Raw genomic sequence first — 21,157 nt, 5'->3', positions numbered from 1 at the left:
GAAGGGATAATGTGCGATAAGAGGAAAACCTAAGAATTTATGGCCACATGAAAAGGGAAGGCACAGCATCGGTTTCGCTGTGCCCTCTCCTATTTATTCAATAATATCAGTCTTATCCCACTTGATTGTAAACTGAACTTTGAATGATTTCTTATTCGGGTGCTCGAAGGCTTCGGCTGTCACCTTTTTTTGATATTCTATTTGTTGGGCGATGAAGCCGGCTTCGAGCTGGAAAGTGGAATTTTGGTTTTGATTCAGTCTCGAGGAAATCAGTTCGCTGCTGAGTTCCAACAGCATTTCTCTTTTAGATTCTTCTTTGACGGTTAGGAGGCCCCAGCTGGCGTCCTGGAAAAATTGGACCGTCTCCTCCATGCTTGTTAATGGATATTTCCTAGCGAGCCGCTTTCCGGCCCAGTAAAGGATTTCGGGTTTGTCTTTGCCGAGCAACTCATTCAATAGATCTTCCCTGACCAAATCGTATCCAAATGCTGAAACAGCAAGTGGACTGCGTTCCTTTTTCTGCCCAGGAGTTGTAGTTTCGCTCATGTTCTCCCCTCTTTCTATTATTCTATTATAAACAATTTACCGAAAAAATAACCGGAGTTGACGAAAATTTCATTTCGTAAAAAATGGTTTCTTGTATGTTAATTCCACACTGAACCGATACACTATCTTGAAAATCCAAAAAAATTTTTTCCTCTTTGGTTTCAAAGGGCGATAGTGCTATTTTAATATAACCTTTCATGCATTGGAATAAATAAGAAAAGGACATTTTTATAATATTAATATATTTTTAAAATTTTACTTAAATAAGCATTTTTATGTATACGTTTTCTTGACGCTCTAATATGATGGGAGTAAAATGAACATGTCACATAATTGTAAAAAATGCTTATATTTGATGTTTGGCGACATCAATCTGTTAGTTTCATAGGGATGGGGAGAGCAGGCCAAAACATCAAGGCAAAATTCAAGGGGGGTATACATATGGCGGGTAGACAAGAGTTTTATTGGCGGAGGCTGCATTCATTGCTGGGTGTTATTCCGGTCGGTCTTTTCCTCACACAGCATCTTGTAGTCAACAACTTTGCAACTAGGGGAGAGGAATCATTTAACAGTGCAGCACATTTCATGGAGTTGTTGCCTTTCAGGTATTTTCTAGAAATATTCATTATCTTCTTACCATTATTATTTCATGCAATCTACGGTCTTTATATTGCTTTTACCGCTAAGAACAATATAGGCCAATATGGTTATTTCAGAAACTGGATGTTCATGCTTCAGCGTGTTTCTGGAGTTATTACATTGATTTTCGTAGCTTGGCATGTATGGGAAACGCGTATTGCCGCAGCGTTCGGTGCAGCAGTCAACTTCCAGATGATGGAGGCGATTCTGTCCAGTCCCTTCATGCTTTGGTTCTATTTAATTGGTGTCATTTCTACTACTTTCCACTTTGCGAACGGATTATGGTCCTTTTTCGTCAGCTGGGGCATCACTGTAACACCGCGTTCACAGGTGATTTCCACCTATATCTCAATCGGTGTATTCATTGCGCTTTCCATTGTCGGAGTCAGCGCAATTCTCGCATTTGTATAAGAGGAGTTTCCGCAGCCAACAAAGATTTACGAATGAACTTAATAGAAAGACAGACTTGGATTTAAGGGAGTGAGTCACGATGAGTAAAGGTAAGGTAATTGTAGTCGGTGGCGGTTTGGCTGGCTTAATGGCTACTATAAAAGTTGCAGAAACAGGAACTCCTGTTGAACTGTTTTCTCTTGTACCGGTAAAACGTTCCCACTCTGTATGCGCACAGGGAGGAATTAACGGTGCAGTAAATACAAAGGGTGAAGGTGACTCTCCATGGGAGCACTTTGATGATACAGTATACGGTGGAGACTTCCTCGCGAACCAGCCTCCTGTAAAAGCGATGGCGGAAGCAGCACCTGGAATCATCCACCTTCTAGACCGTATGGGTGTTATGTTCAACCGTACACCTGAAGGATTGCTGGACTTCCGCCGTTTCGGAGGTACCCAGTATCACCGGACAGCATTTGCTGGAGCGACAACAGGCCAGCAGCTTTTATACGCATTGGATGAGCAGGTTCGCCGCCATGAAGTTTCTGGTTTGGTCACCAAGTTCGAAGGATGGGAATTCCTTGGAATAATTAAGGATGAAGAAGGGATTTGCCGCGGAATTGTAGCGCAGAACCTAACTTCGATGGAAATCAAATCATTTGCTTCAGATGCTGTCATCATGGCAACTGGAGGCCCAGGCATCATTTTCGGGAAAACAACAAACTCGGTTATCAATACAGGTTCAGCCGCTGCGATCGTGTACCAGCAGGGTGGTTATTACGCAAACGGCGAATTCATCCAAATCCACCCAACAGCAATTCCTGGTGATGACAAACTTCGCCTGATGAGTGAATCTGCCCGCGGTGAAGGAGGACGAGTCTGGACCTATAAGGATGGCAAACCTTGGTACTTTTTGGAAGAAAAATATCCTGCATATGGAAACCTTGTACCGCGTGATATCGCAACGCGGGAAATTTTCGATGTGTGCGTAAGCCAGAAACTTGGCATCAACGGCGAGAACATGGTGTATCTTGACCTTTCACATAAGGATCCTAAAGAGCTTGATATCAAGCTGGGCGGAATTATTGAAATCTATGAAAAATTCATGGGTGATGACCCGAGAAAAGTTCCAATGAAAATCTTCCCGGCTGTACATTATTCTATGGGCGGCCTATGGGTTGACTACGATCAAATGACCAATATTCCAGGCCTGTTTGCGGCCGGGGAAGTAGACTACTCCCAGCATGGTGCGAATCGTCTAGGCGCTAACTCATTATTGTCGGCAATATACGGCGGAATGATTGCAGGTCCAAACGCAATCCGATACATCAGCGGCCTTGAAAAGAGCGTTGATGCTATTTCTTCCGTACTGTTTGAGGATGCTGTCAAGATGGAACAGGAGAAATGGAACAATGTCATGTCATTGGATGGCACTGAAAATGCATACGTTCTTCACAAAGAGCTTGGCGAATGGATGACAGACAATGTCACAGTTGTCCGATACAATGACAGACTGAAAAAGACCGATGAAAAAATCGTGGAGCTGTTGGAGCGATACAAACATATCAATATCAATGATACGGCAAAATGGAGCAACCAGGGTGCGGTATTCACACGCCAGCTTCAAAACATGCTTCAGCTTGCACGCGTGATTACGATTGGTGCATATAACCGCAATGAAAGCCGTGGAGCCCACTATAAGCCGGACTTCCCTAACCGTAATGATGAGGAGTTCCTGAAGACGACTATGGCTAAGTTTGTTGATGCAAATTCAGCGCCGGCTTTCCAATATGAAGACGTTGACGTTTCCTTAATCAAACCGCGTAAGCGCGATTATTCCAAGAAGAAAGGGGAGTAATAAGGTATGTCAGAGAAAAAAACTGTCCGATTTATCATCAGCCGCCAGGATACTCCTGATTCAGCCCCTTATCAGGAAGAATTTGAACTTGATTACCGTCCTAATATGAATGTCATTTCCGCTTTGATGGAAATCCGCCGGAACCCGGTTAATGCTAAAGGGGAGGCGACTACACCAATTGCTTGGGATATGAACTGTCTAGAAGAAGTATGCGGTGCATGCTCAATGGTTATTAATGGGCGTCCGCGTCAGTCGTGTTCGGCGCTGATTGACCAGCTTGAGCAGCCTGTCAGACTGGAGCCGATGAGAACCTTCCCAATTATCCGTGACCTTCAGGTTGACCGCAGCCGGATGTTTGACTCATTGAAACGGGTAAAGGCATGGATTCCAATTGATGGAACGTACGATCTTGGCCCAGGACCTCGGATGCCAGAGAAAAAACGTCAGTGGGCATATGAGCTTTCAAAATGTATGACTTGCGGTGTTTGCTTAGAGGCTTGCCCAAATGTAAACAGCAAATCAAATTTCATTGGACCACAGTCCTTGTCCCAGGTCCGTCTGTTCAATGCGCATCCTACAGGTGAATTAAATAAAGGCGAGCGTCTTGAAACCATCATGGGAGACGGTGGGCTTGCAAACTGCGGTAACTCACAGAATTGTGTTCAGTCCTGTCCTAAAGGCATACCTTTAACTACATCCATTGCTGCCTTGAACCGTGATACAACCTTCCAATCGTTCAAGAACTTCTTCGGAAGCGACCAAGTGTAAGAAATACGCTGGACAATTTTCGAAGGGAAAATCTATTAGTTTTTATTAGAAAGAAAGGCCTCCTTTTCCTCATGAGAAGGAGGCTTTTCCAATCATTCTCTGAATGAATAACCATTATTTTCAGGAGGTTTTAAATTGAAGAAGATGGAATACATTGACGAAATTTCCAGCTGGGAAAAGGAATTTGATTTTTTTTACCAAGTGAAGGTCCGCTTTTCAGAAACAGATATGTTCGGTCATTTAAATAACACCGTTCCGTTTGTCTATTTTGAACAAGCGAGAATTGAATATTTCAAGAGTCATGGGTTTATGCAGGACTGGTTAAAGCCTGAAAATCAAACAATCCCGGTTGTAGCGGATCTCCAATGTGATTATCTAAGCCAGATCTTTTTTGATGAAGACTTGAAAATTTTTGTCAAAGCGAATTCTGTCGGCAATTCCTCTGTAGATTTACATTATATGGTCAAAAAAGCCGATGGTTCGATTTGTCTTGCTGGCAGGGGGGCGATGGTTCAAATTTCCAAAAAGACAGGAAAGGGTGAGTCATGGACGGAGGAAATGAGGGAGCGGTTTTTAATAAGAAAAAACTCCACGGTTCAATGATATCGGGTGAAATCAACTCCGTTGGTTTTCTTCAAAAAGGGCCGGCAGCTCAATGGACGATCGTGACTACAAAAGAGAATGAACCGGAAAGTTAGCCCATTTTTAAAAATTGGCCTGACGTCCCTTAAATATTGTCACTCCACTACTTTCCTTCACATATGATATTTTGACTAAATTTATACCCACCCCGCAGTTCACAGCTGGCGAAGGCAAGGAGGGTTACAATACTTGAAGGATAATGAATATGCTCACAAGCCACTACTCACTAAACGTGAAAGAGAGGTTTTCGAACTGTTAGTACAAGACAAAACAACAAAAGAGATTGCTAGTGAATTATTTATCAGCGAAAAAACAGTTCGGAACCATATTTCAAATGCCATGTGTACCCTTTGCGAATAAAGAAATTAAAGAAAAAAAGAGTGGAGATTATTGATTCTCCACTCTTTTTTTTGGTTTCATATTTCGAAACACCTGTTGCACACGATATTCACTAACTTCTTCTGAAACTTGAAATGTCTCTGAAATATCATGAACTAATGTAGGGCTTCTCCAGTCCATCAAATTTAGCATATGAAAGGGGATAGCAGCGTAACGGGTAAAATGGTTTGCTTCTCTTTCCTGGAGCTCTCTGAACGCTTCTGGCATCATTGCATATTGGTTTCCCTCATGGCGTAGCAAATGGCAAAGTTCATGAAAGAATGTTTCCCTTTTCTTTTCTGGATTCAGTCCATCATGAATGTTTATCATCTTGAAATTACCCGATTGAGTCGAATAGCAACGTTTTTCGGAATAGGTGAGAAATATTCGTAACGATCTTGCTATGTACTGTTCATTGATATCTCGTGGTGTAAAAATGCCAATCTCTTGATAAAATTTGGATATCCAAGCATCCAAAGGGAATGGCTTATACGAATAGGACATAAGAATCACCTCATTCACCATTATAGGAACATTTGTTCCTATAATCAACAAAAAAAAGACCGGGACTTTGAAATCTAGGCCTCTTAAAAAATTGGTGATATAGTAGATTAAGATAATTTTCGTAGTTTTGCTTCTTTTTCTTTCCATTTTTTCAAATCGTTATTCACCCAATAAGCTCCATGAGTATTAATTTTCATTTGATCCGTATATTGCAGTGCGTCTTTTGTGTAACCAGTAGAAGATACGAATTCAGCTAGGTTGCATTTGTGATTTCGTTTTGCACCATTTATTTTATAAATTTCCTGCGCATCCACCGGTTTGCCGGATTTAACTTTATGTTTTACTTGAACAGCCACTCTGAATCCATCCGAATCAGTATAAATAATATCAACCCCACTATCTTTGGAAGGAGGTGTCTGGATAGCGCTTTTGTATTTCAATTTATAATATTCCGCTACAACTTTCTCAAATTCATGGCCGTTCATTTGATCAAATGGTATTAGAAGCAAAGTATTAATATCACGTACTTTTCCGTTATTTCTTATATATTTAGAATTTTCTTTTCGTTTGGTTTTTATACTTTTTTTAGCTTGATTTTTCTTATTTGTTCTTACTGGTATGCCACTTAATAATATATCTGGCACTATACCTGCTAATATAACGATCACAAAGAGCATCCACCAAAGATCCGAAAGATAAAAGTACCAAACGGGCAAGCCGATCGAAAAAAATATAAACCTTATGAAATTTATCAGCGTATCTCTTTGTTGCTTAATCATTTCTGATTTTCCTGGCTTGACTTCCATTTTACATATTCAATATGTCTCTTTATATCCTCGATTTCTTCAACTGATAATCCTTCTGTGTCAAAAAAGAATAAATTATTAGGCTCGTTTTGTGTATTTTCTTTTCCTCTTAATAAATACTCTACAGATACATCGTACAAATCAGCCAGTTTTATTAACATATTAAAATCCGGCTGCCGATCCCCAGACTCGTAACTAGACAAAGTGTTATTTTTAATCCCTACTTTTGCAGCTGCATCTTTTTGCTGTAATTTCTTTTTTTCTCTAATTAATCGTAAACGTTCATGAAATTCCAATGTTATCGCCTCCTTATGAAAAATATTAACACTAATTCTCTATACGAGAAATTTAATTCACAAATCGAGAAAAACAGTGTTGACATTCTCAAAATGTGAATTTATAATAAGTTTATAAAGTTCACGTATTGAGAATTGAGGTGAAAGAAAATGAAGAAGAAAATTGGTGATAACATTAAAGAGATTCGGGAATTTAGAGGACTTACACAGTCCTACGTTACCAAGGAGTTAGGGTATAAATCGTCCTCGATGCTAAGTGAAATAGAGTCCGGCAAGAAAGGTTTAGATTCCGAAAAAATTCCAACATTGGCCCGAATATTAAATGTATCAATCGATCAAATTTTTTTTGGCTTAAATGTTCACAATTCGAGAACTAGGAACAAGGAATCTCAAAATAAGATTTTTCAAGGATAGTCCATCTGTCCACCATGCATAAGATGCAATACAAGGGGTGATCTCATGCGAAAGCCAAAAGCGTGTCCTTTAAAGCTAGGCAAAGAGGAATATGGCACTTTGAAAATCGAGGACGCTTTTAAAAAAGCGCTTGAGCCATATTTCAAAAATGATAAAAAAATTTCAGTTATATAGGAGGAAAAAGGAAATGGATCCGAAAAATTGGGAAATTGAATTTCAAACAGGATATACTTTCGAATTTGTCTACAAAGCGAAGCCTTCGATTTCCTTGAAAATTACAGCTAATAGCGAGAAGGAAGCTTGGAAAATTTTATCTCATTTAAAATAATATTCCTTATATAAAAATATCAAATAAAAGGAGCTGTATGGGAAGAAAATGAAGAAAAATATTGATCAATCGATGAATGAAATCAAAGTTAAGCGAAACGTCATCAAAACAGCGATGTATTTATTGGATGCATTTTGCAACGAGGATTATGAGTCTGCAAAACTTGAACTGGAAGAAATACAAATTGCATTTAAATGTTTGGAAGATCTGGAGATTAAAAGAAAGAGAAGGGAGGAGCTTGCATCCTTGGTTGTGAATATGAAAAGTCGGGGAATAAAAATAGATTACGCAAATTGCTTCTCTTTTTTTGAACCTGATGAGAAAAATGCTGTAGAAGCAAGTCGAAAAACATCAAATATAGATAAAAAAAGGCAGCAAGCATAGGGGCTTACTGCAAAAAATATTTTTAATTACACACTGTAAGCTTATCAAATGTTGTCATGATAAGCAAAAATTATTTTTGAAAGGAAAAAGCCGATGCTAGCTACTTACACACAGTTTAAGGAGACAGTTGATCTAAGCAAGCTGTTTCCTTCTAGCCAGATAAAAGTGATTAAACTTTTGGGATATTCTTCATTTAATAAAGAAAGAGAATACGACAGACGCTACAGTAAAGCAAAACAACCATTCATGAAGGGCTGGCAGCACATGGATAAGCCAGGTCTTACAAAGCATGAAGAAACAACTTGGCTAAACCAAAAAGGATGGACAGGACTTGTTATACCTAAAGGATACATTGTCATTGATATTGATGATCAAGAAGAAGGAGAGTACATATATAAAGCTTTGCTTGCTGACCAACTGAAATTCCACGCAATCAAAACGGTTCGAGGATATCAATTCTTCTTTAAGGACAACGGCAAAATTAAAGGGCAGGATGCTACAGTCTTAATGACTTGTGGTTGTGTCGGTGATTATCGTCTGGCAGAACGAGGACAAATAGTTTTGCCTTCTGATAATACAGAAGGGAGAGGGTGGATTCGATTAGTTGACGGTGATCTATCGATAATGCCGATATACTTTGAAAGACTTAAAAAGCTGAACAAAGAAGAAAGGCCATTCTCTATCCCTTTAAAAGAAGGTGGAAGAAACAATGCTCTCTATACTCATTCTTGCAGGCTAGTAGAAATGGGATTCAATCATGATGAAATCCACGAGATTACAAGTTTTATCAATAAATTTTTTATCATCCCTTCATTGGAACATAGAGAATATATTGCTACTTTGAACAGTGCACTCCAAAAACATCCCAGCGGAAAAGCTTACATTACTGGAGGAACAAATACAAATACACATTCCCAGGAGCAAAAAAATGTTAAGGAACAAAAATTTAATTTAACAGAAATGGGAAATGCAGAAAGACTTGTTTATAGAAACGGAAAAGATTTGAAATTTTGCATTGAGTTTGAGGAATGGTTGATCTGGGATGGATCTACTTGGATTGAAGATAATAAAAAGAAGATGGAACGAATAGCACTTAAAACATTTAGAGAAATGTATATCGAAGCTGGAAAGGAAGAGGATATAGACAGGAGAAATCAGATTGTAAAGTGGGCGCAATCCAGTGAGAAAAGTTCAGTGTTCTTAAACAGTATTGCTCGTGCACAGGCAATGTTGCCACTCAATCAGGAGGAATTAAATTCACAAGGATTCCTCCTGAATTGCAAGAATGGCGTGGTTGACCTTAAGACCGGACAGCTGCTAAAACATGATCGCAACTATTTAATGACTAAGAATACTCACATTGTATACGATTCGAACGCTTCATGTCCAACATGGCTCTCTTTTCTGGAAAACACCATGAAGGATGAAGAGGGGAACGTAAAGCAAGAGCTGATTGATTTCCTCCAAAAAGCAATTGGTTACACATTGACTGGAGATACAAGTGAGCAGGTTGCATTTTTCCTTTGGGGAACCGGGAGGAATGGTAAAAGCACATTTATAAATATTGTAAAAGAGATACTTGGCGATTATGGCAAACAAACGAATAGTGACACGTTTACGACTAAGATGAATGACAACGGAATCAACAATGATGTTGCCAGGCTGCACAGTTCAAGATTTGTTTCAGCTGTAGAATCCGAGGATGGGCAAAAACTTTCGGAAGCACTCATTAAGCAACTTACCGGTGGTGAGCCTATCACAGCAAGATTTTTAAGAAAGGAGTTCTTTGAATTTACTCCTGAATTCAAGATATTCTTCACAACAAACCATAAACCTATTGTAAAAGGCGATGATGAGGGAATTTGGAGAAGGATCAGGCTTATTCCTTTTACACATACAATACCAAAAGAAGAAGTGGACAAGCAGCTTCCTGAAAAATTAAAAGCAGAGCTTCCTGGTATTCTGCGCTGGGCTGTGGATGGGTGCCTTAAATGGCAGCAAGAAGGGCTAGGGGAGCCAAAAGAAGTAAAGGCAGCCACTGATGAATACAAAGAAGAAATGGATCTGCTTTCAAACTTCCTGGACGAATGCTGCGTAATGATTCCAACAGTTAAGATTGCCGTGAATGAGATTCATAAGGCTTATATGAAATGGGCAGATGAAAACGGAGAATATCCAATGAAGCAGCGCGTATTCAGCAGCAGGCTCCAGATGCGAGGTTTTTTAAAAAAGAAGTCAACCGGAAATAAAACGTTCTTTTTCGGAATTGGCTTAGCAACGGATTATAAAGGTGAGTTACCTAATAGTTACTTAGTTACCGAAAGTGACTCCTTTTCAGGTATTAGCTCTATAGAAAAAATAATTGAGACTAATGTAGAGAATAAGTCACTTAGAGTAACTTTTGATACAAAAAGTAACTATAAAGTAATAGAAGAGGAGATTTAATGTTAAATCAAATCCTTAATTCGATGTTTCACTTAAATATTCAATTAAAGGAAGTAAACAATAAAACCAAGTTGATCTATGAGCCTGGACTCCTAGATCAACAATTGAAAGAACAAATCAAAGAATATAAAACCCAATTGATTGAGAGGATAGAAGAAAATGAAGCAGCTATGAAATTAGGGTTCTTAGTTTTCAACCATGGGCAAGTTTATGAATATAGGTTCGGTTTAGGATCCTATATTTATATCGAAAGGCTACCCAACGGCCTGTCCAGTGCCTGGAGGGAGAACTTCATGCCAAAACAGCAGCAAGCTTATAAGACAAAGACAATCATCCAGAACGCACCATTTAATAAAGTCTATCAAGAAGCAGAAAAATTCATCTGCTGGTTGAATAAACAGCAACGAAAGAAAGTGGGGTGAATACATTGGCAACCTTTAAATCATATCTAAGAGCAGCAATGAACCAGCAACGAACTCAATTAATAGAAAAGCTCCTTGTCCTTGGCCATACAAAAATGCCAGACGGCCGGAAGCTGTACGAGCTGACAATCACAGAACTTACGGAAGAGTACCAGGATGCAATCAGGAAACGAAAGATTAGTAGTTGAACAGTAACGCCAACGACACAAACTACGCACTAAGAAAGGATGATAATAATGAGCGAATTAAAAGGGCAAGAACATGCAATTAACTTTACAGAAGTGGACTTAAAAAATGACGTGTTTATCACACATTTAACACTATGTGTAGGGAAAAATCATGAAGAAGGTTTAACGTTTTTTAATCAGATTAAAGAGTCTTACCCTAAACATGAAGGTGAACCAGAAATGATAATTGACTTTATTGATCCCGATTGGAACATTATTGACGATTATCCTATAACCAAAGAAAATGCACAACACTTGGCTATGAGGATGGGGAAAAGAAAACTGATGCATAGCACGAAGATGTAGTGCTGCTTCTGAATTTTAAAATAAAAAGATATTTCTATGGGGAAAGGGAGTGTGTGTTCAGTGGGTTATTTAAGCCAGGTGCGATCAGGGGGGAATCAGTACATATACCTGACAGAATACTGTGGCATTCAAGAGTTTAGTTCAAAACGTGAGCATCATGTATTCAGTTTTGGAAATAGTCGGAAGGCACTATCAAAAATGAAAAGATGGTGCAGAAAGTTTGATTCGGAGTTTCCAGAAGCATTGAAAGAAAGAGGATATACATTGGAAGATGTTAATAACTGGATTAATACAATCGAAACTGGTACAACTAAAAACGGAAGGAAATTCTGTGTTGAAATTCAAAAAAACGTGTTATGAATTAATATAAGTATATATTAAATTATGCACTGAATTTGGTGTGTATGAGAAAAATTCAAACTAATAGAAATAGGCGTTTCGGACAATAAAAAAATGAATCAAAATGGGGCGATTTCAAGAATCGTTCTTTTTTTGTCTATATCCCAAAAAAAATTTTGGGATATTAGTATTATTCTTCCATCAATTATAGTTGTCTTAGAGGTGATTTACAGATGGATCCGCAAGTAGTTGTTCCTGTTGAGATCAGGGAAATGACCAGGGTTGAAACGGAAAAGGGCAACATCAATGTTATCCATGAAATAACCTTTGGTGATTTAATCGTGTCTACATCAATTATTGCTCTTTTAATATTTTTGGTACTTAGCAGGGTAATTGGAGGTAGACCTAACTAATGTATGAGATCGTTAGTCAATCACCAAAAGCAGTAATTGTTATTTATGTAGTATTTATGGCAGCCTCTTTTGTTACATATCCCCTTGTAAACTTGATCACAACAGCAGCAAAGAGGGGGTTAAATAAATGGAGATAGGCGGACTAATGGTTTATGCCTTCAAAGTTTTTTTAGGAAACCCGGATATTATGGCTGCTTTGATTACATGGGCGATACTTACAACCCTTGCGTTAACAGTCATAGAGATATTTAAAGATTTAAAACTATGAAGGGGGCAGGGTGAATGAATTTATCAGGGGTTTGGGATTGGACATTCTATTGGGATACTTTCGGTTTTATCCTTAAAACAGTTGCGAATTTTTTGATGGTTATTGTCGCTATTATTGCGGTAGGAATGTTGCTGCAAGTTGTTATAAAAGCAGTTAGAAGCAATAGGGATTAAAACATGTTTAGTATAGATTTTTGGACAACCACAAATATGTCTTTATTTTGGGATTATGCGAAGGTTTTATTAGAAACTACAGCGCCAGGGGTCATGATATGGTTTGCTCTTATTGGAGTTGGTATGCTTCTGACCATTGTGGTTGGGGCCTGGAAAGAATCAGCAAAAAAAGATAACGATGATGATTATGACTACAAGGAATATTAAATTAGTTAATTAAGGTGATAAACCTTTATTATAAAAAACCAAAAAAATTAGGGGGAAAATATTATGTTCACAGGTGTAACACTTCCATTCACGCCAGCTGATTTAGTCGGCGCAGGCAATGAACTTTTAGGATTGGTAGGAACTTTTGTACTGCTTGGAATGGCTTTTGTATTCGTTCCGAAAATCATCCGTGTTATTCGATCTTCTTTCGGTTCAAGCAAGTAAGATCAGCAATTTAACAATATAAAAACTAAAAAAAGAGGGGGTTTTTATTGTGACAGAACCAACAGCACCAGTCGGAATTTTTTCCGGTGTAACACTTCCATTCACACCAGCAGATTTAGTTTCATCCGGTAACGAACTTCTTGGTTTGGTTGGCGCTTTTGTACTGCTTGGAATGGCTTTTGTATTCGTTCCGAAAATCATCCGTGTTATTCGTTCTTCTTTCGGTTCAAGCAAGTAAGATCAGCGGAAAAAGGGGAATAGTGAAAAAAGCTATTTCCCTTTTTTATACCTTAAAACGTGAGGTTTTTTAAATGATAAGAAAAACAAGTTTTTTCTTTTTAGTTTTTGTTTTGTTTCTTTCTGGTGTATCTCCGATAAACTCACATGCAGCAAGCGGAATTTTAAAAGAATATTATCCTCCAAGTGATTCGGATTACTACCAAAAGAAAATAAGCTTTAAATATTATATCGACTTTGGAACTACACAGATTAAATTTATCCAATATAACTATGATGCTAATGGAACAGAAGTGCTAATAGGAGAAAAAACATTTCCGGTAAAAGAAAATAGTGATATTTGGATAGATCAGACATGTAAGGGGAATTTAGCAATTCAGTTTTTAGACAGTGCGGGAAACATACAATATTCAATGGCGAGAGGGCAAACGGAATCTTATTTAGATCAGGGAGATTGTTCGGTTATTGTTTCTCCGTCAAACTTTAATGAAATTTTGAATCAATATGCTGATGATACATTTGGGGCAACAGTCGAACCGCCTGGAACACCGGCAGCAGACGGGACCGGGGGGGATGGAACCGGCGGAATAGATACCGGAACCGGAGGAACAGACCCAGGAACAGGGGAACCGGATTCAGACGGAGACGGAACACCGGATGCACAAGACCCTTACCCAAACGACCCGAACCACGGGGGAACGGAACCACATGACCCGACAACACATGATGATGTCTTTCATTCTCCTCATTGGGATGATTACATGAAAAAAGTGGATGAGGTCATAAGCAAAATACCGCCGCCGCCTAATTGGGATGAAGTCGCAGGAACTTTTAGAGATACCATAGCGCCACAAATTAAACAAGACTTACAAGATTTATTAGGCAGCACACCGACACCGCCAGCAGCTCCAACACCGCCAGCGGTTTCAACACCGACAGCACCAGCGGAATTAGGCGGTTTAGACGATGGGGGGATAACAGCGCCAACAGGAACAGAAGCGCCAGGATTAGACGGTTCTGGCTTTTCATCTACTGATATTAAAACCCAAGCGCCACAAATAACAGAAAAACCGGATGAAAGCGGAGGTTTTGAGATCAATGACCCTTTAATCGGTTTACCGTCACAAGAGGAATTTAAACAAAACCAGCCAGCACCGCAAGACCTGCCAGCACCAGCAGCACCAGCACCGCAAGATTTAACAGCACCAGCAGCACCAACAGACCCAGGCGCAACAGCGCCGCTGCCGGTTGATTCAGGAGCGATAGCACCGACACCAACAGACCCAGGAGCAACAGCGCCAACCCCGGGAGATGATGGAGCAACAGCACCACTTCCAGGTGATATAGGGGGAACATATCCACTGCCAGGAGCGACAACCGAAACAGCGCCTATACCTGGAACAACAACACCATAAAAGTGAGGGAAAAAAAGAAAATGAGAAAAAAAATAAGCGTTTTAATGATTGTTGTAATGACGATTGTTACGTTATTGCCTTTAGGTAGTGCTTTTGCATATACAGGTGGCTTACTAAATGGTAAATCATTAAATATTGGGGATAACAATAATTTTAAAAATAATACTAATATTGGTGTTACTAATTCTGTGACTGATAATGATGAACTATCAAAATATGTTCTTGGTAATGCAGGTACTACTAATGTAATGGTATATTATGAATTTCCTGTTGCTATGGATATTACTGCTTATCAATTGAAAGCTGAATCTGCTACAAATTTATATTTAAAAATTCTTTATGCCGATGGTACTATTTTTGAAGGAACTGGTTTAAATAATAGTTCAGTACGTACCAATTTAAGTTTTTCTAATGTAAAAAAAATAGGAATATGGAATGTAAGTGGATATACAAATTCAATTAGTGAATTTGATGTTTTTGGTTCTGAAAGTATTGTTACAAAATCCGATGTAACAAATGAATTAGTTTCTAATATTACTGATACTACTGCTGTTTTTACATGGACAGACCCTGTAGAAACGGATTTTTCTTCTGTTTATTTGATTGATAGTTTGGGTGCTACGCAAGACATAATCACGAAAGGTGTTCAATCATATACTTTAACTGGATTGAGTCCTGAAACGAATTACACTTATATCGTTAAAGCAAAGTATAGTGATGGTTCTCTTTCTAATGGTAAAAATGTAAGCTTTACAACTGCCCCTATTTTAATTGATAAAACTTCGCCTGGTGAAATAACAAATGTAACAACAACCACAACAACCACAGGAGCTACTTTTAATTGGTCTAATCCTGCTGACAGTGATTTTTCAAAGGTGAATATTTATCAAAATGGAACTTTAAAAGGTTCTTCAACAAATGGAACTTATACGGTTTCAGGCTTAACACAAGGAACCGAATATAATTACACTTTTAAAACCGTAGATAGTACCGGGAATGAATCAGAAGGAATAACAAAAACAATAAGTACCCTACCAGATAGAGATGGAGACGGAATACCAGATAGCGAGGATATTTACCCTGATGACCCGGAAAACATACCGAAACCAGCCGGGGAGGTGCAAAATCTTGTTATCAAGCCGGAATATGACAAAGTAACGCTATCCTGGATGCTGCCAGGCACAGCAAATTTTAAAAACGTCACTATTTACCGTGATGTGATAAGCCAAAAAACAGGGTTGTTAGATAATCTTTTAGGAACAAAGGTTTATGCAGCTGCATTATTTGAAACAAATGGTACAAGCTTTACGGATTTAACAGTTGAACCGGAAACGGAATATAAATATACAGTAACAACCACCTCATTAGATGGGATAGAAAGTACAGGGGTTACAGGTATAACCGCAACACCTAAAAAACCTTTAATGGCAGATATGAGTTTACCTTTTTCGGTAAAAGATTTAGTTGAAGCCGGAAACGGTCTTTTATGGATAGTCGGACCTTTTGTTTTATTGGGTATGTCGTTCCTGTTATTCCCTAAGTTAAGAAAATTGATTGTGAACAGCTTCCGAAACAATCGGAAGGAAGTTGCGAAAGATACAAAAGATACTTCTTTCAGAAGGTTCAGAACTGATGAAAAGGAACCAAAGGAAAAGCATGAAGGAAAAGAGCATATAGAGAAAGTGGACAAGCTGCAAAAAGAGCGCCAGGAGCGAGAAAAGCGAGAAAGAGAAATAAAAGCAGCAGAACCGAAAATAAAAGAGCCAAGAGCGCCGAAAGAAAGCAAGAGAGAGCGCAGGAGAGCCGAGAAACAAATGAGAATAGGAAGGGCAGCAAGAGCGCCAAGAGCGCCAAGAGAGCGCACCAGGGCAGCGAGAGAGCCGAGGAGGAAAAGGGGGGCTAGTTAATGGACACAGCGCTTTTACAAGGGATGATAGATATAGTCTTTAAGGGGAATTTAGTTTTTCTTTCCCCTTTCCTTTTCCTCTTAATGGTTATCCTTTTTTCAGATCGATTAATTGAATTAATATATGAATCTTTCAGCAGCCGTGGGAGCAATAGAAGGGGCCGATATTAATGGGGATTATCGGTGATGCTTTCGGAAAGCTATTTTCTTTTTTTGTTTCCATCTTTGCAAATCTTTTCGGTTTTTTAGGTGATTTGTTCGGCGGTTTGTTTAGTGTTATATGGGAAGGATTGAAATGGGTAGGAAACCTACTTAAAAAGCTATTTCAGAACCTTGTAGACATTTTAATAAGTTTTTTTGAAACCATATACGCTTTAATTGATGGGTTGCTCTATTTGCTCTATATGATCGGGGTTTTAGCGGTTAAATTGTTCCTAGTAATTTTTGAAGCTGCTAAGGTTCTTTGGTCTTTAATTGTTGGGTTTTCTAAAACCCTGGGAAGCCTGGCATATACCCAGCAAGCCGGAAGCGGTAACGGTTATTCTGAAATGATCGGAAAGGTTTTTAAGGTTTTAGAGCCTATGCAGATCAATGTTATAGCATATGTTTTATTGTTTATTTTGTGGTTTGTTACAGCTATATCAGCTATTAAGTTAATATCCTCTATTCGGGTTGGTGGTGATTAAATTGGCTGATATAAAAACGATCATTCACGGTTTTATAGATAAAATTTTTGAACCGCCTATTACATTTTTGGAATTAGGGATAGAAAAGCTACAAGAAGTGCAGTTGATAAGTTCTCAGGGTTTAAATATAGGGCAGTATTTTTCAATTTTCGGTGACATGCCTGCTGCCTGGCAGTTGGTTGTCACCTCAATTTTGCTTTCAACCGTGTTTTTGGGTTCACTTTTGATTTTTAGATCAGTGATGAGAATGTATTTTACAGTTAAAGAGGGGGTTAAATGGTGGTAGATGCAATGGTTTATATGTACTTTGTTGGGTTTGGTGTTGCAGCGGGAGCAGCAACCGCAGCGCTAATATCCTGGAAAGTTTGGCAGAAACTCAATAAAGCGAAAAAGAGAAAGGGAGCTGCTTTTTAAATGGGATTATTTAATCGCAGAAAAGATGACGAGGAATACATTTTTGAAACAACAGATATTTTAATTGTTTTTGATAATGATAAAAAAACAAGTGATATAAAAACAGTTACCCAGGTAACGGAAGATAGTGTAATAGTTGCCGGGTTTTATAAAGTACCGTTAGAAGATTGCGAGATCACGACAGGCAAAGAAGGGAGGAACTTTTTTTATAGAGCGCCAAGTCAATCAGTTTTAGAAACTGGCAGACTCGCACAATTAGAAATGAACATGGTTCTCGAACAAATAACAGCATATAAACCGCCTATGCTGCCTACTTCAATGGATTGGACAAAAGGCTTAATGTTTGGCGCTATTTTCTTGTTAATTATTGGATTGATTTTTAAATAAACCAGGAGGGGTAAACGTGGAAAATATAAAACTATATTGCTTATTTTATGAATTGAAAGGAATGGTAAAAACTATGTCCGAACTATCGGAAATAGATGATAGTATCCCTTCTTCCCTGGTTGAAAACCTAGAAAACAAAATTAGAGAAATAACTACAGAAATAGAAACAAAAATCGCTTGAGAAGTGCATTTAAACAAAATTATCTTTTAAAAGTAAGGTAGTTATCCATTAAATGCAATTAAGAAAGGAATGAAAAAACATGCAGCCAGTAGAAAACGCAGCAAAACTCCAAAGTGTTATATCTGATGACTTGTTTCCCCAGGTTCAACATATCTCAGATGTGAAGCAAGTAATTGAAGAAATGACAAAGCTATCACAAAACATAAGAGAGCCGCAAATGAAAGCTTTGCTGCTGCTTAAAAGAATGGGGGAAAACAAATACTTGCACCATGCCGGAAACCCTTATAAAGAAATCATTAGTTATATCACAGGAGAAGGAAAAACACATGTTGCGAATCCAGACTATTATCTCGACACCATCGAAGGTTTGATTCCAAAACCACCAAAACCAGTAATCCTGGCAGAGAAGGGAATGAGAAAATAATGCCGCATCATATTTTTATACAAGGGGGATTAGGAGGAGGGAAAACTTTTCTGATGTCCTTACTAGCACACTACTGGAAAATGAAAGCTGAAGCACAAGGGGCAAAAATTGAACTGTTTTCAAATTATGGTTTAGAAAATTCTTTTCCGATTTCTAACTATACAGATTGGTATAAAGTCGCAGAAGCGCAAGGCAGCATAGTTTGCTGGGATGAAGCGCAAATGGCATTTAGTAACCGTAAATGGAGTAAATACGGTTCAACCGTAGCAACCGAGGTTCTAATGTTCACCCGGAAGATGAAAAGCTTGCAGATATATTGCAGCCCGTCAATTAATAACGTTGATTCAAGAATAAGACAGATCGTTGAACTTCTAATTACTACAAAGCATATACCGAACAAAGGATTTTCTTTACACTTTCAGGATTATCAGACAGGGGAATTTTTACACAAACAATTCATACCACAATACAAAGCAGATAAGATTTTTAAACTTAATTTATATGATTCTTTCAATATGGTTCAGGGTTTCCCGCTACCATCGACCGAAAAACAGGGAGAGGAATTTTTTATGAACCTAGAAGAAATTCATGACAAAGCGAGAGGGAAAAGCAGAAAGGGGCTTCCGGTGTGACCATAAAAGTAGAAAACTTCACATTGATTCCTAAAGATTATAAAAAGAAAGATCCCAGGACACTATTATATTTATATCCTAACTCTGTGAATTTAGTTTCTTACGCAAAGAAAATGCAGCAATTTAGCTTTTATCAATCTTTGGAAATCGCAGAAGATTTAGCGAAACGTCAGGGTTTTATCTTGTTACCCTGGGAATGCATACATTGGCAAAGGGCAAAGGCTTTCGGGGTAGACAGGAAAATTAAGATTGGTAGAAAATCCTTTTTTCTATTGAAACCCCAGGAGCTAACAAAAAATGAAACAATAAAATTAGAAAATTATTTAGCTGAAATAAGCTAAACCCGAACAATAGCAGCTGCATCCAGAAATCAAAAATGATTAAAACCCGAACAATAAAAGGAGCGCTTAAAATGCAGGAACCAAGCTTATTTGCTGCAAAACTTTTTGATGATAATAAAAGAATTGATTCTTATTCAAACCAACTTTTAGAACTTATTAAAAAGCAATTCAGAACTAGGACGATTGATAAATATGACTATGAAAGATTCATAAACCTTTTAACCTGTTTGAAGCTGCAAACAGAAGAAAGCAGGAAAGATATAAACGATTTCATTAAGGAAACAAATCATTATACATCAATTGATGTAAGAGTATAGGAGGAAACACAAATGATTATAGAATTAAGCCGGGTAGAAATGGCGGTTTTATCGGTCAATATGGCAGCTTTAAGAAAAAATGTTAGGAAGGGTTTTAAAAGCAATTTTGGAAAGCAGGAAGGACAAGAGAAACTGGAAGTATACGATGAAATCAAAGCAGCTTTAAATGATGGAATAGAAAAAACAGAAGAAGAACAGAAAAGAGAACTGCATTTTAACAAATATGAAATAGATATGCTAAATGATTTTGTTCCGTGGTATTTACTAGAGTTAGAAGTTACCTATGAAACAGCAGGAAAAAAGCTAAAAGGAGAAGATAAAAAAGTGATGGAAACCTTGCAAGGGATAAAAGAAAAGATAGAAAGAGTTATAGAGAACTATGCTTAAAAATATCTTGTTGTTTTTTATCCCCTTTTTCTTTTTAATATCGAACCAAGCGAGCGCAAATGTTTTAGAATGGCAGCAGGAAAAAGAAAAGATCGAGCAGCAAAGAAATGAATTAAAACAACAGTTGTTAGCAGAACAGGCTGAAAATAAAAAGATAAAAATAGTTATGAAGGACAACAAACTTGCCGCATATGAAAAAGCATATGAACAAGCCATTAATTACATGCAGCCAGGACAAGCAGCGCAGCAGATCAGCGCAGAGCAATATTTTAATAATCCTTTAATCAAGATTAAGCCAGGGCAAAAAGTACCGGAAGAATTTATTCCGATTTATAAAGCTGCTGCCGAAGCTTATGGGGTTGATTGGTTTGTTTTAGCTGCAATACATAGCGTAGAAACAAACTTTTCGCAAATTAAATTAATGTTGTCTTATGCCGGAGCAATCGGACACATGCAATTTATGCCAGCGACTTTTTTAGCTTATGGAGTAGACGGTAATGGAGACGGAATCAAAAGCCCCTGGAACCTAGAAGATAGTATTTACAGCGCTGCTAATTATTTGATAGCAAGTGGATATAAAACTGATATTAGAAAGGCAATTTGGCATTATAATCACGCTGATTGGTATGTAAATGATGTATTGGCCAGGGCAGGAAGAATTAAGAATGGATAGTGTCCTTTTCTCTTTGGTTCTTTTTTTGATCGTTATGGGGTTGTGGCTGCTTCCCGGAAAGCTTTACAAGGTTTTATATAGGTTCACTATTGTTGCATAAATAATGTCACAATTTTCAGTTTAATATTTTTCCTCTTTTAGAGCCAAAAAAGTAATTACCTAATCAAAGGTGGCTCCAT

36 protein-coding genes are annotated in these 21,157 nt (G+C 38.1%); 32 read left to right on the top strand and 4 right to left on the bottom strand.

Annotated elements, in window-relative coordinates:
- Positions 1-93 precede the first annotated feature (93 nt).
- Positions 94-546 carry a YslB family protein gene (locus J2S25_RS05395; RefSeq protein ID WP_044393063.1) on the bottom strand — a complete coding sequence of 151 codons (453 nt, stop codon included), beginning with the start codon at positions 544-546 and terminating at the stop codon, positions 94-96.
- Between the two features lie 441 nt (positions 547-987).
- Here J2S25_RS05395 and J2S25_RS05390 point away from each other — a divergent pair, with 441 nt between their 5' ends.
- From J2S25_RS05390 to J2S25_RS05370, 5 genes are all read left to right on the top strand, one after another.
- Positions 988-1,596 (top strand): succinate dehydrogenase cytochrome b558 subunit, encoded by a 609-nt coding sequence (locus J2S25_RS05390; RefSeq protein ID WP_044393061.1) that lies wholly within the window; start codon positions 988-990, stop codon positions 1,594-1,596.
- A 79-nt stretch (positions 1,597-1,675) separates the two neighbouring features.
- Positions 1,676-3,433 (top strand): succinate dehydrogenase flavoprotein subunit, encoded by a 1,758-nt coding sequence (gene sdhA, locus J2S25_RS05385; RefSeq protein WP_044393059.1) that lies wholly within the window; start codon positions 1,676-1,678, stop codon positions 3,431-3,433.
- 6 nt (positions 3,434-3,439) lie between these two features.
- Positions 3,440-4,201 (top strand): succinate dehydrogenase iron-sulfur subunit, encoded by a 762-nt coding sequence (sdhB, locus tag J2S25_RS05380; RefSeq protein ID WP_307191454.1) that lies wholly within the window; start codon positions 3,440-3,442, stop codon positions 4,199-4,201.
- Positions 4,202-4,336: 135 nt separating this feature from the next.
- Entirely contained in the window at positions 4,337-4,804 is a 468-nt protein-coding gene (locus tag J2S25_RS05375) for an acyl-CoA thioesterase (RefSeq protein ID WP_044393055.1), read from the top strand.
- Between the two features lie 228 nt (positions 4,805-5,032).
- Positions 5,033-5,203 (top strand): helix-turn-helix domain-containing protein, encoded by a 171-nt coding sequence (locus J2S25_RS05370; RefSeq protein WP_307191453.1) that lies wholly within the window; start codon positions 5,033-5,035, stop codon positions 5,201-5,203.
- A 27-nt stretch (positions 5,204-5,230) separates the two neighbouring features.
- On the opposite strand, the gene J2S25_RS05365 is transcribed toward J2S25_RS05370, so the two are convergent.
- From J2S25_RS05365 to J2S25_RS05355, 3 genes are all read right to left on the bottom strand, one after another.
- Complete coding sequence (locus J2S25_RS05365) at positions 5,231-5,725, bottom strand: ImmA/IrrE family metallo-endopeptidase (RefSeq protein ID WP_307191452.1); 495 nt, start codon at positions 5,723-5,725, stop codon at positions 5,231-5,233.
- A 107-nt stretch (positions 5,726-5,832) separates the two neighbouring features.
- Positions 5,833-6,504, bottom strand: coding sequence for a restriction endonuclease (locus J2S25_RS05360; protein WP_307191451.1), 672 nt, complete (start codon positions 6,502-6,504; stop codon positions 5,833-5,835).
- Positions 6,501-6,827, bottom strand: a complete 327-nt coding sequence (locus J2S25_RS05355) for a helix-turn-helix domain-containing protein (RefSeq protein WP_307191450.1) — start codon at positions 6,825-6,827, stop codon at positions 6,501-6,503. Before J2S25_RS05355 ends, J2S25_RS05360 begins: the two co-directional genes overlap by 4 nt.
- A gap of 150 nt (positions 6,828-6,977) precedes the next feature.
- On the opposite strand from J2S25_RS05355, the gene J2S25_RS05350 reads away from it, so the two are divergent.
- The 27 genes from J2S25_RS05350 (at position 6,978) to J2S25_RS05220 (ending at position 20,978) form a co-directional block, all read left to right on the top strand.
- Entirely contained in the window at positions 6,978-7,241 is a 264-nt protein-coding gene (locus J2S25_RS05350) for a helix-turn-helix domain-containing protein (protein WP_307191449.1), read from the top strand.
- A 187-nt stretch (positions 7,242-7,428) separates the two neighbouring features.
- On the top strand, positions 7,429-7,569 hold the full coding sequence (locus J2S25_RS05345; protein ID WP_307191448.1) for a hypothetical protein: 141 nt from the start codon (positions 7,429-7,431) through the stop codon (positions 7,567-7,569).
- A 48-nt stretch (positions 7,570-7,617) separates the two neighbouring features.
- A complete protein-coding gene (locus J2S25_RS05340; protein ID WP_307191447.1) occupies positions 7,618-7,953 on the top strand; it encodes a hypothetical protein in 336 nt (111 codons plus the stop codon).
- A 93-nt stretch (positions 7,954-8,046) separates the two neighbouring features.
- Entirely contained in the window at positions 8,047-10,398 is a 2,352-nt protein-coding gene (locus tag J2S25_RS05335; protein WP_439117487.1) for a phage/plasmid primase, P4 family, read from the top strand.
- Positions 10,398-10,820 carry a hypothetical protein gene (locus J2S25_RS05330; protein ID WP_307191445.1) on the top strand — a complete coding sequence of 141 codons (423 nt, stop codon included), beginning with the start codon at positions 10,398-10,400 and terminating at the stop codon, positions 10,818-10,820. The genes J2S25_RS05335 and J2S25_RS05330 overlap by 1 nt, the downstream gene beginning before the upstream one ends.
- Positions 10,821-10,825: 5 nt before the next feature.
- Positions 10,826-11,008, top strand: coding sequence for a Fur-regulated basic protein FbpA (locus J2S25_RS05325; RefSeq protein WP_307191444.1), 183 nt, complete (start codon positions 10,826-10,828; stop codon positions 11,006-11,008).
- 48 nt (positions 11,009-11,056) lie between these two features.
- Positions 11,057-11,353 carry a hypothetical protein gene (locus J2S25_RS05320; protein ID WP_307191443.1) on the top strand — a complete coding sequence of 99 codons (297 nt, stop codon included), beginning with the start codon at positions 11,057-11,059 and terminating at the stop codon, positions 11,351-11,353.
- 60 nt (positions 11,354-11,413) lie between these two features.
- Complete coding sequence (locus tag J2S25_RS05315) at positions 11,414-11,713, top strand: hypothetical protein (protein ID WP_307191442.1); 300 nt, start codon at positions 11,414-11,416, stop codon at positions 11,711-11,713.
- Positions 11,714-11,925: 212 nt separating this feature from the next.
- A complete protein-coding gene (locus J2S25_RS05310) occupies positions 11,926-12,105 on the top strand; it encodes a hypothetical protein (RefSeq protein ID WP_307191441.1) in 180 nt (59 codons plus the stop codon).
- A gap of 127 nt (positions 12,106-12,232) precedes the next feature.
- Positions 12,233-12,373 (top strand): hypothetical protein, encoded by a 141-nt coding sequence (locus J2S25_RS05305; RefSeq protein WP_307191440.1) that lies wholly within the window; start codon positions 12,233-12,235, stop codon positions 12,371-12,373.
- 14 nt (positions 12,374-12,387) lie between these two features.
- Positions 12,388-12,546 (top strand): PTS ascorbate transporter subunit IIC, encoded by a 159-nt coding sequence (locus J2S25_RS05300; protein WP_307191439.1) that lies wholly within the window; start codon positions 12,388-12,390, stop codon positions 12,544-12,546.
- 3 nt (positions 12,547-12,549) lie between these two features.
- Positions 12,550-12,753 carry a hypothetical protein gene (locus J2S25_RS05295; protein WP_307191438.1) on the top strand — a complete coding sequence of 68 codons (204 nt, stop codon included), beginning with the start codon at positions 12,550-12,552 and terminating at the stop codon, positions 12,751-12,753.
- Between the two features lie 63 nt (positions 12,754-12,816).
- Positions 12,817-12,978 (top strand): hypothetical protein, encoded by a 162-nt coding sequence (locus J2S25_RS05290; RefSeq protein ID WP_307191437.1) that lies wholly within the window; start codon positions 12,817-12,819, stop codon positions 12,976-12,978.
- Positions 12,979-13,027: 49 nt separating this feature from the next.
- A complete protein-coding gene (locus tag J2S25_RS05285; protein WP_307191436.1) occupies positions 13,028-13,216 on the top strand; it encodes a hypothetical protein in 189 nt (62 codons plus the stop codon).
- 73 nt (positions 13,217-13,289) lie between these two features.
- Positions 13,290-14,630, top strand: a complete 1,341-nt coding sequence (locus tag J2S25_RS05280) for a hypothetical protein (RefSeq protein WP_307191435.1) — start codon at positions 13,290-13,292, stop codon at positions 14,628-14,630.
- A gap of 20 nt (positions 14,631-14,650) precedes the next feature.
- On the top strand, positions 14,651-16,537 hold the full coding sequence (locus tag J2S25_RS05275; protein WP_307191434.1) for a fibronectin type III domain-containing protein: 1,887 nt from the start codon (positions 14,651-14,653) through the stop codon (positions 16,535-16,537).
- A gap of 169 nt (positions 16,538-16,706) precedes the next feature.
- The gene (locus tag J2S25_RS05270; protein WP_307191433.1) at positions 16,707-17,222 is read left to right on the top strand and encodes a hypothetical protein; all 516 of its coding nucleotides are present in this window, start codon (positions 16,707-16,709) and stop codon (positions 17,220-17,222) included.
- A gap of 1 nt (position 17,223) precedes the next feature.
- Positions 17,224-17,508, top strand: coding sequence for a hypothetical protein (locus tag J2S25_RS05265; RefSeq protein WP_307191432.1), 285 nt, complete (start codon positions 17,224-17,226; stop codon positions 17,506-17,508).
- Positions 17,499-17,636 carry a hypothetical protein gene (locus tag J2S25_RS05260; RefSeq protein WP_307191431.1) on the top strand — a complete coding sequence of 46 codons (138 nt, stop codon included), beginning with the start codon at positions 17,499-17,501 and terminating at the stop codon, positions 17,634-17,636. The genes J2S25_RS05265 and J2S25_RS05260 overlap by 10 nt, the downstream gene beginning before the upstream one ends.
- Positions 17,637-18,023, top strand: coding sequence for a hypothetical protein (locus tag J2S25_RS05255; protein WP_307191430.1), 387 nt, complete (start codon positions 17,637-17,639; stop codon positions 18,021-18,023).
- A 16-nt stretch (positions 18,024-18,039) separates the two neighbouring features.
- Positions 18,040-18,204 carry a hypothetical protein gene (locus J2S25_RS05250; RefSeq protein WP_307191429.1) on the top strand — a complete coding sequence of 55 codons (165 nt, stop codon included), beginning with the start codon at positions 18,040-18,042 and terminating at the stop codon, positions 18,202-18,204.
- Positions 18,205-18,283: 79 nt separating this feature from the next.
- Positions 18,284-18,628, top strand: a complete 345-nt coding sequence (locus J2S25_RS05245) for a hypothetical protein (protein WP_307191428.1) — start codon at positions 18,284-18,286, stop codon at positions 18,626-18,628.
- The gene (locus tag J2S25_RS05240) at positions 18,628-19,260 is read left to right on the top strand and encodes a zonular occludens toxin domain-containing protein (RefSeq protein ID WP_307191427.1); all 633 of its coding nucleotides are present in this window, start codon (positions 18,628-18,630) and stop codon (positions 19,258-19,260) included. Before J2S25_RS05245 ends, J2S25_RS05240 begins: the two co-directional genes overlap by 1 nt.
- A complete protein-coding gene (locus J2S25_RS05235; protein ID WP_307191426.1) occupies positions 19,257-19,601 on the top strand; it encodes a hypothetical protein in 345 nt (114 codons plus the stop codon). Before J2S25_RS05240 ends, J2S25_RS05235 begins: the two co-directional genes overlap by 4 nt.
- A 71-nt stretch (positions 19,602-19,672) precedes the next feature.
- Complete coding sequence (locus J2S25_RS05230; RefSeq protein ID WP_307191425.1) at positions 19,673-19,918, top strand: hypothetical protein; 246 nt, start codon at positions 19,673-19,675, stop codon at positions 19,916-19,918.
- A 12-nt stretch (positions 19,919-19,930) separates the two neighbouring features.
- On the top strand, positions 19,931-20,305 hold the full coding sequence (locus J2S25_RS05225) for a hypothetical protein (protein ID WP_307191424.1): 375 nt from the start codon (positions 19,931-19,933) through the stop codon (positions 20,303-20,305).
- A complete protein-coding gene (locus J2S25_RS05220; RefSeq protein ID WP_307191423.1) occupies positions 20,298-20,978 on the top strand; it encodes a lytic transglycosylase domain-containing protein in 681 nt (226 codons plus the stop codon). The genes J2S25_RS05225 and J2S25_RS05220 overlap by 8 nt, the downstream gene beginning before the upstream one ends.
- The last annotated feature ends 179 nt before the right edge of the window (positions 20,979-21,157 follow it).

Origin of the sequence: Mesobacillus stamsii (assembly GCF_030814065.1) — a bacterium.
Classification (GTDB): Bacteria; Bacillota; Bacilli; order Bacillales; family Cytobacillaceae; genus Mesobacillus; species Mesobacillus stamsii.
The sequence above is the reverse complement of the archived record's forward strand: the minus strand, read 5'-3'. Positions and strand labels throughout refer to the sequence as shown.

Excerpts from the sequence above, each read along its gene's own strand:
- J2S25_RS05395 (WP_044393063.1), bottom strand. The coding sequence starts at position 546 with ATGAGCGAAACTACAACTCCTGGGCAGAAAAAGGAACGCAGTCCACTT.
- J2S25_RS05390 (WP_044393061.1), top strand. The coding sequence starts at position 988 with ATGGCGGGTAGACAAGAGTTTTATTGGCGGAGGCTGCATTCATTGCTG.
- sdhA (WP_044393059.1), top strand. The coding sequence starts at position 1,676 with ATGAGTAAAGGTAAGGTAATTGTAGTCGGTGGCGGTTTGGCTGGCTTA.
- sdhB (WP_307191454.1), top strand. The coding sequence starts at position 3,440 with ATGTCAGAGAAAAAAACTGTCCGATTTATCATCAGCCGCCAGGATACT.
- J2S25_RS05365 (WP_307191452.1), bottom strand. The coding sequence starts at position 5,725 with ATGTCCTATTCGTATAAGCCATTCCCTTTGGATGCTTGGATATCCAAA.
- J2S25_RS05360 (WP_307191451.1), bottom strand. The coding sequence starts at position 6,504 with ATGATTAAGCAACAAAGAGATACGCTGATAAATTTCATAAGGTTTATA.
- J2S25_RS05350 (WP_307191449.1), top strand. The coding sequence starts at position 6,978 with ATGAAGAAGAAAATTGGTGATAACATTAAAGAGATTCGGGAATTTAGA.
- J2S25_RS05345 (WP_307191448.1), top strand. The coding sequence starts at position 7,429 with ATGGATCCGAAAAATTGGGAAATTGAATTTCAAACAGGATATACTTTC.
- J2S25_RS05340 (WP_307191447.1), top strand. The coding sequence starts at position 7,618 with ATGAAGAAAAATATTGATCAATCGATGAATGAAATCAAAGTTAAGCGA.
- J2S25_RS05335 (WP_439117487.1), top strand. The coding sequence starts at position 8,047 with ATGCTAGCTACTTACACACAGTTTAAGGAGACAGTTGATCTAAGCAAG.
- J2S25_RS05330 (WP_307191445.1), top strand. The coding sequence starts at position 10,398 with ATGTTAAATCAAATCCTTAATTCGATGTTTCACTTAAATATTCAATTA.
- J2S25_RS05320 (WP_307191443.1), top strand. The coding sequence starts at position 11,057 with ATGAGCGAATTAAAAGGGCAAGAACATGCAATTAACTTTACAGAAGTG.
- J2S25_RS05310 (WP_307191441.1), top strand. The coding sequence starts at position 11,926 with ATGGATCCGCAAGTAGTTGTTCCTGTTGAGATCAGGGAAATGACCAGG.
- J2S25_RS05305 (WP_307191440.1), top strand. The coding sequence starts at position 12,233 with ATGGAGATAGGCGGACTAATGGTTTATGCCTTCAAAGTTTTTTTAGGA.
- J2S25_RS05300 (WP_307191439.1), top strand. The coding sequence starts at position 12,388 with ATGAATTTATCAGGGGTTTGGGATTGGACATTCTATTGGGATACTTTC.
- J2S25_RS05295 (WP_307191438.1), top strand. The coding sequence starts at position 12,550 with ATGTTTAGTATAGATTTTTGGACAACCACAAATATGTCTTTATTTTGG.
- J2S25_RS05290 (WP_307191437.1), top strand. The coding sequence starts at position 12,817 with ATGTTCACAGGTGTAACACTTCCATTCACGCCAGCTGATTTAGTCGGC.
- J2S25_RS05280 (WP_307191435.1), top strand. The coding sequence starts at position 13,290 with ATGATAAGAAAAACAAGTTTTTTCTTTTTAGTTTTTGTTTTGTTTCTT.
- J2S25_RS05275 (WP_307191434.1), top strand. The coding sequence starts at position 14,651 with ATGAGAAAAAAAATAAGCGTTTTAATGATTGTTGTAATGACGATTGTT.
- J2S25_RS05270 (WP_307191433.1), top strand. The coding sequence starts at position 16,707 with ATGGGGATTATCGGTGATGCTTTCGGAAAGCTATTTTCTTTTTTTGTT.
- J2S25_RS05260 (WP_307191431.1), top strand. The coding sequence starts at position 17,499 with ATGGTGGTAGATGCAATGGTTTATATGTACTTTGTTGGGTTTGGTGTT.
- J2S25_RS05255 (WP_307191430.1), top strand. The coding sequence starts at position 17,637 with ATGGGATTATTTAATCGCAGAAAAGATGACGAGGAATACATTTTTGAA.
- J2S25_RS05245 (WP_307191428.1), top strand. The coding sequence starts at position 18,284 with ATGCAGCCAGTAGAAAACGCAGCAAAACTCCAAAGTGTTATATCTGAT.
- J2S25_RS05240 (WP_307191427.1), top strand. The coding sequence starts at position 18,628 with ATGCCGCATCATATTTTTATACAAGGGGGATTAGGAGGAGGGAAAACT.
- J2S25_RS05230 (WP_307191425.1), top strand. The coding sequence starts at position 19,673 with ATGCAGGAACCAAGCTTATTTGCTGCAAAACTTTTTGATGATAATAAA.
- J2S25_RS05225 (WP_307191424.1), top strand. The coding sequence starts at position 19,931 with ATGATTATAGAATTAAGCCGGGTAGAAATGGCGGTTTTATCGGTCAAT.
- J2S25_RS05220 (WP_307191423.1), top strand. The coding sequence starts at position 20,298 with ATGCTTAAAAATATCTTGTTGTTTTTTATCCCCTTTTTCTTTTTAATA.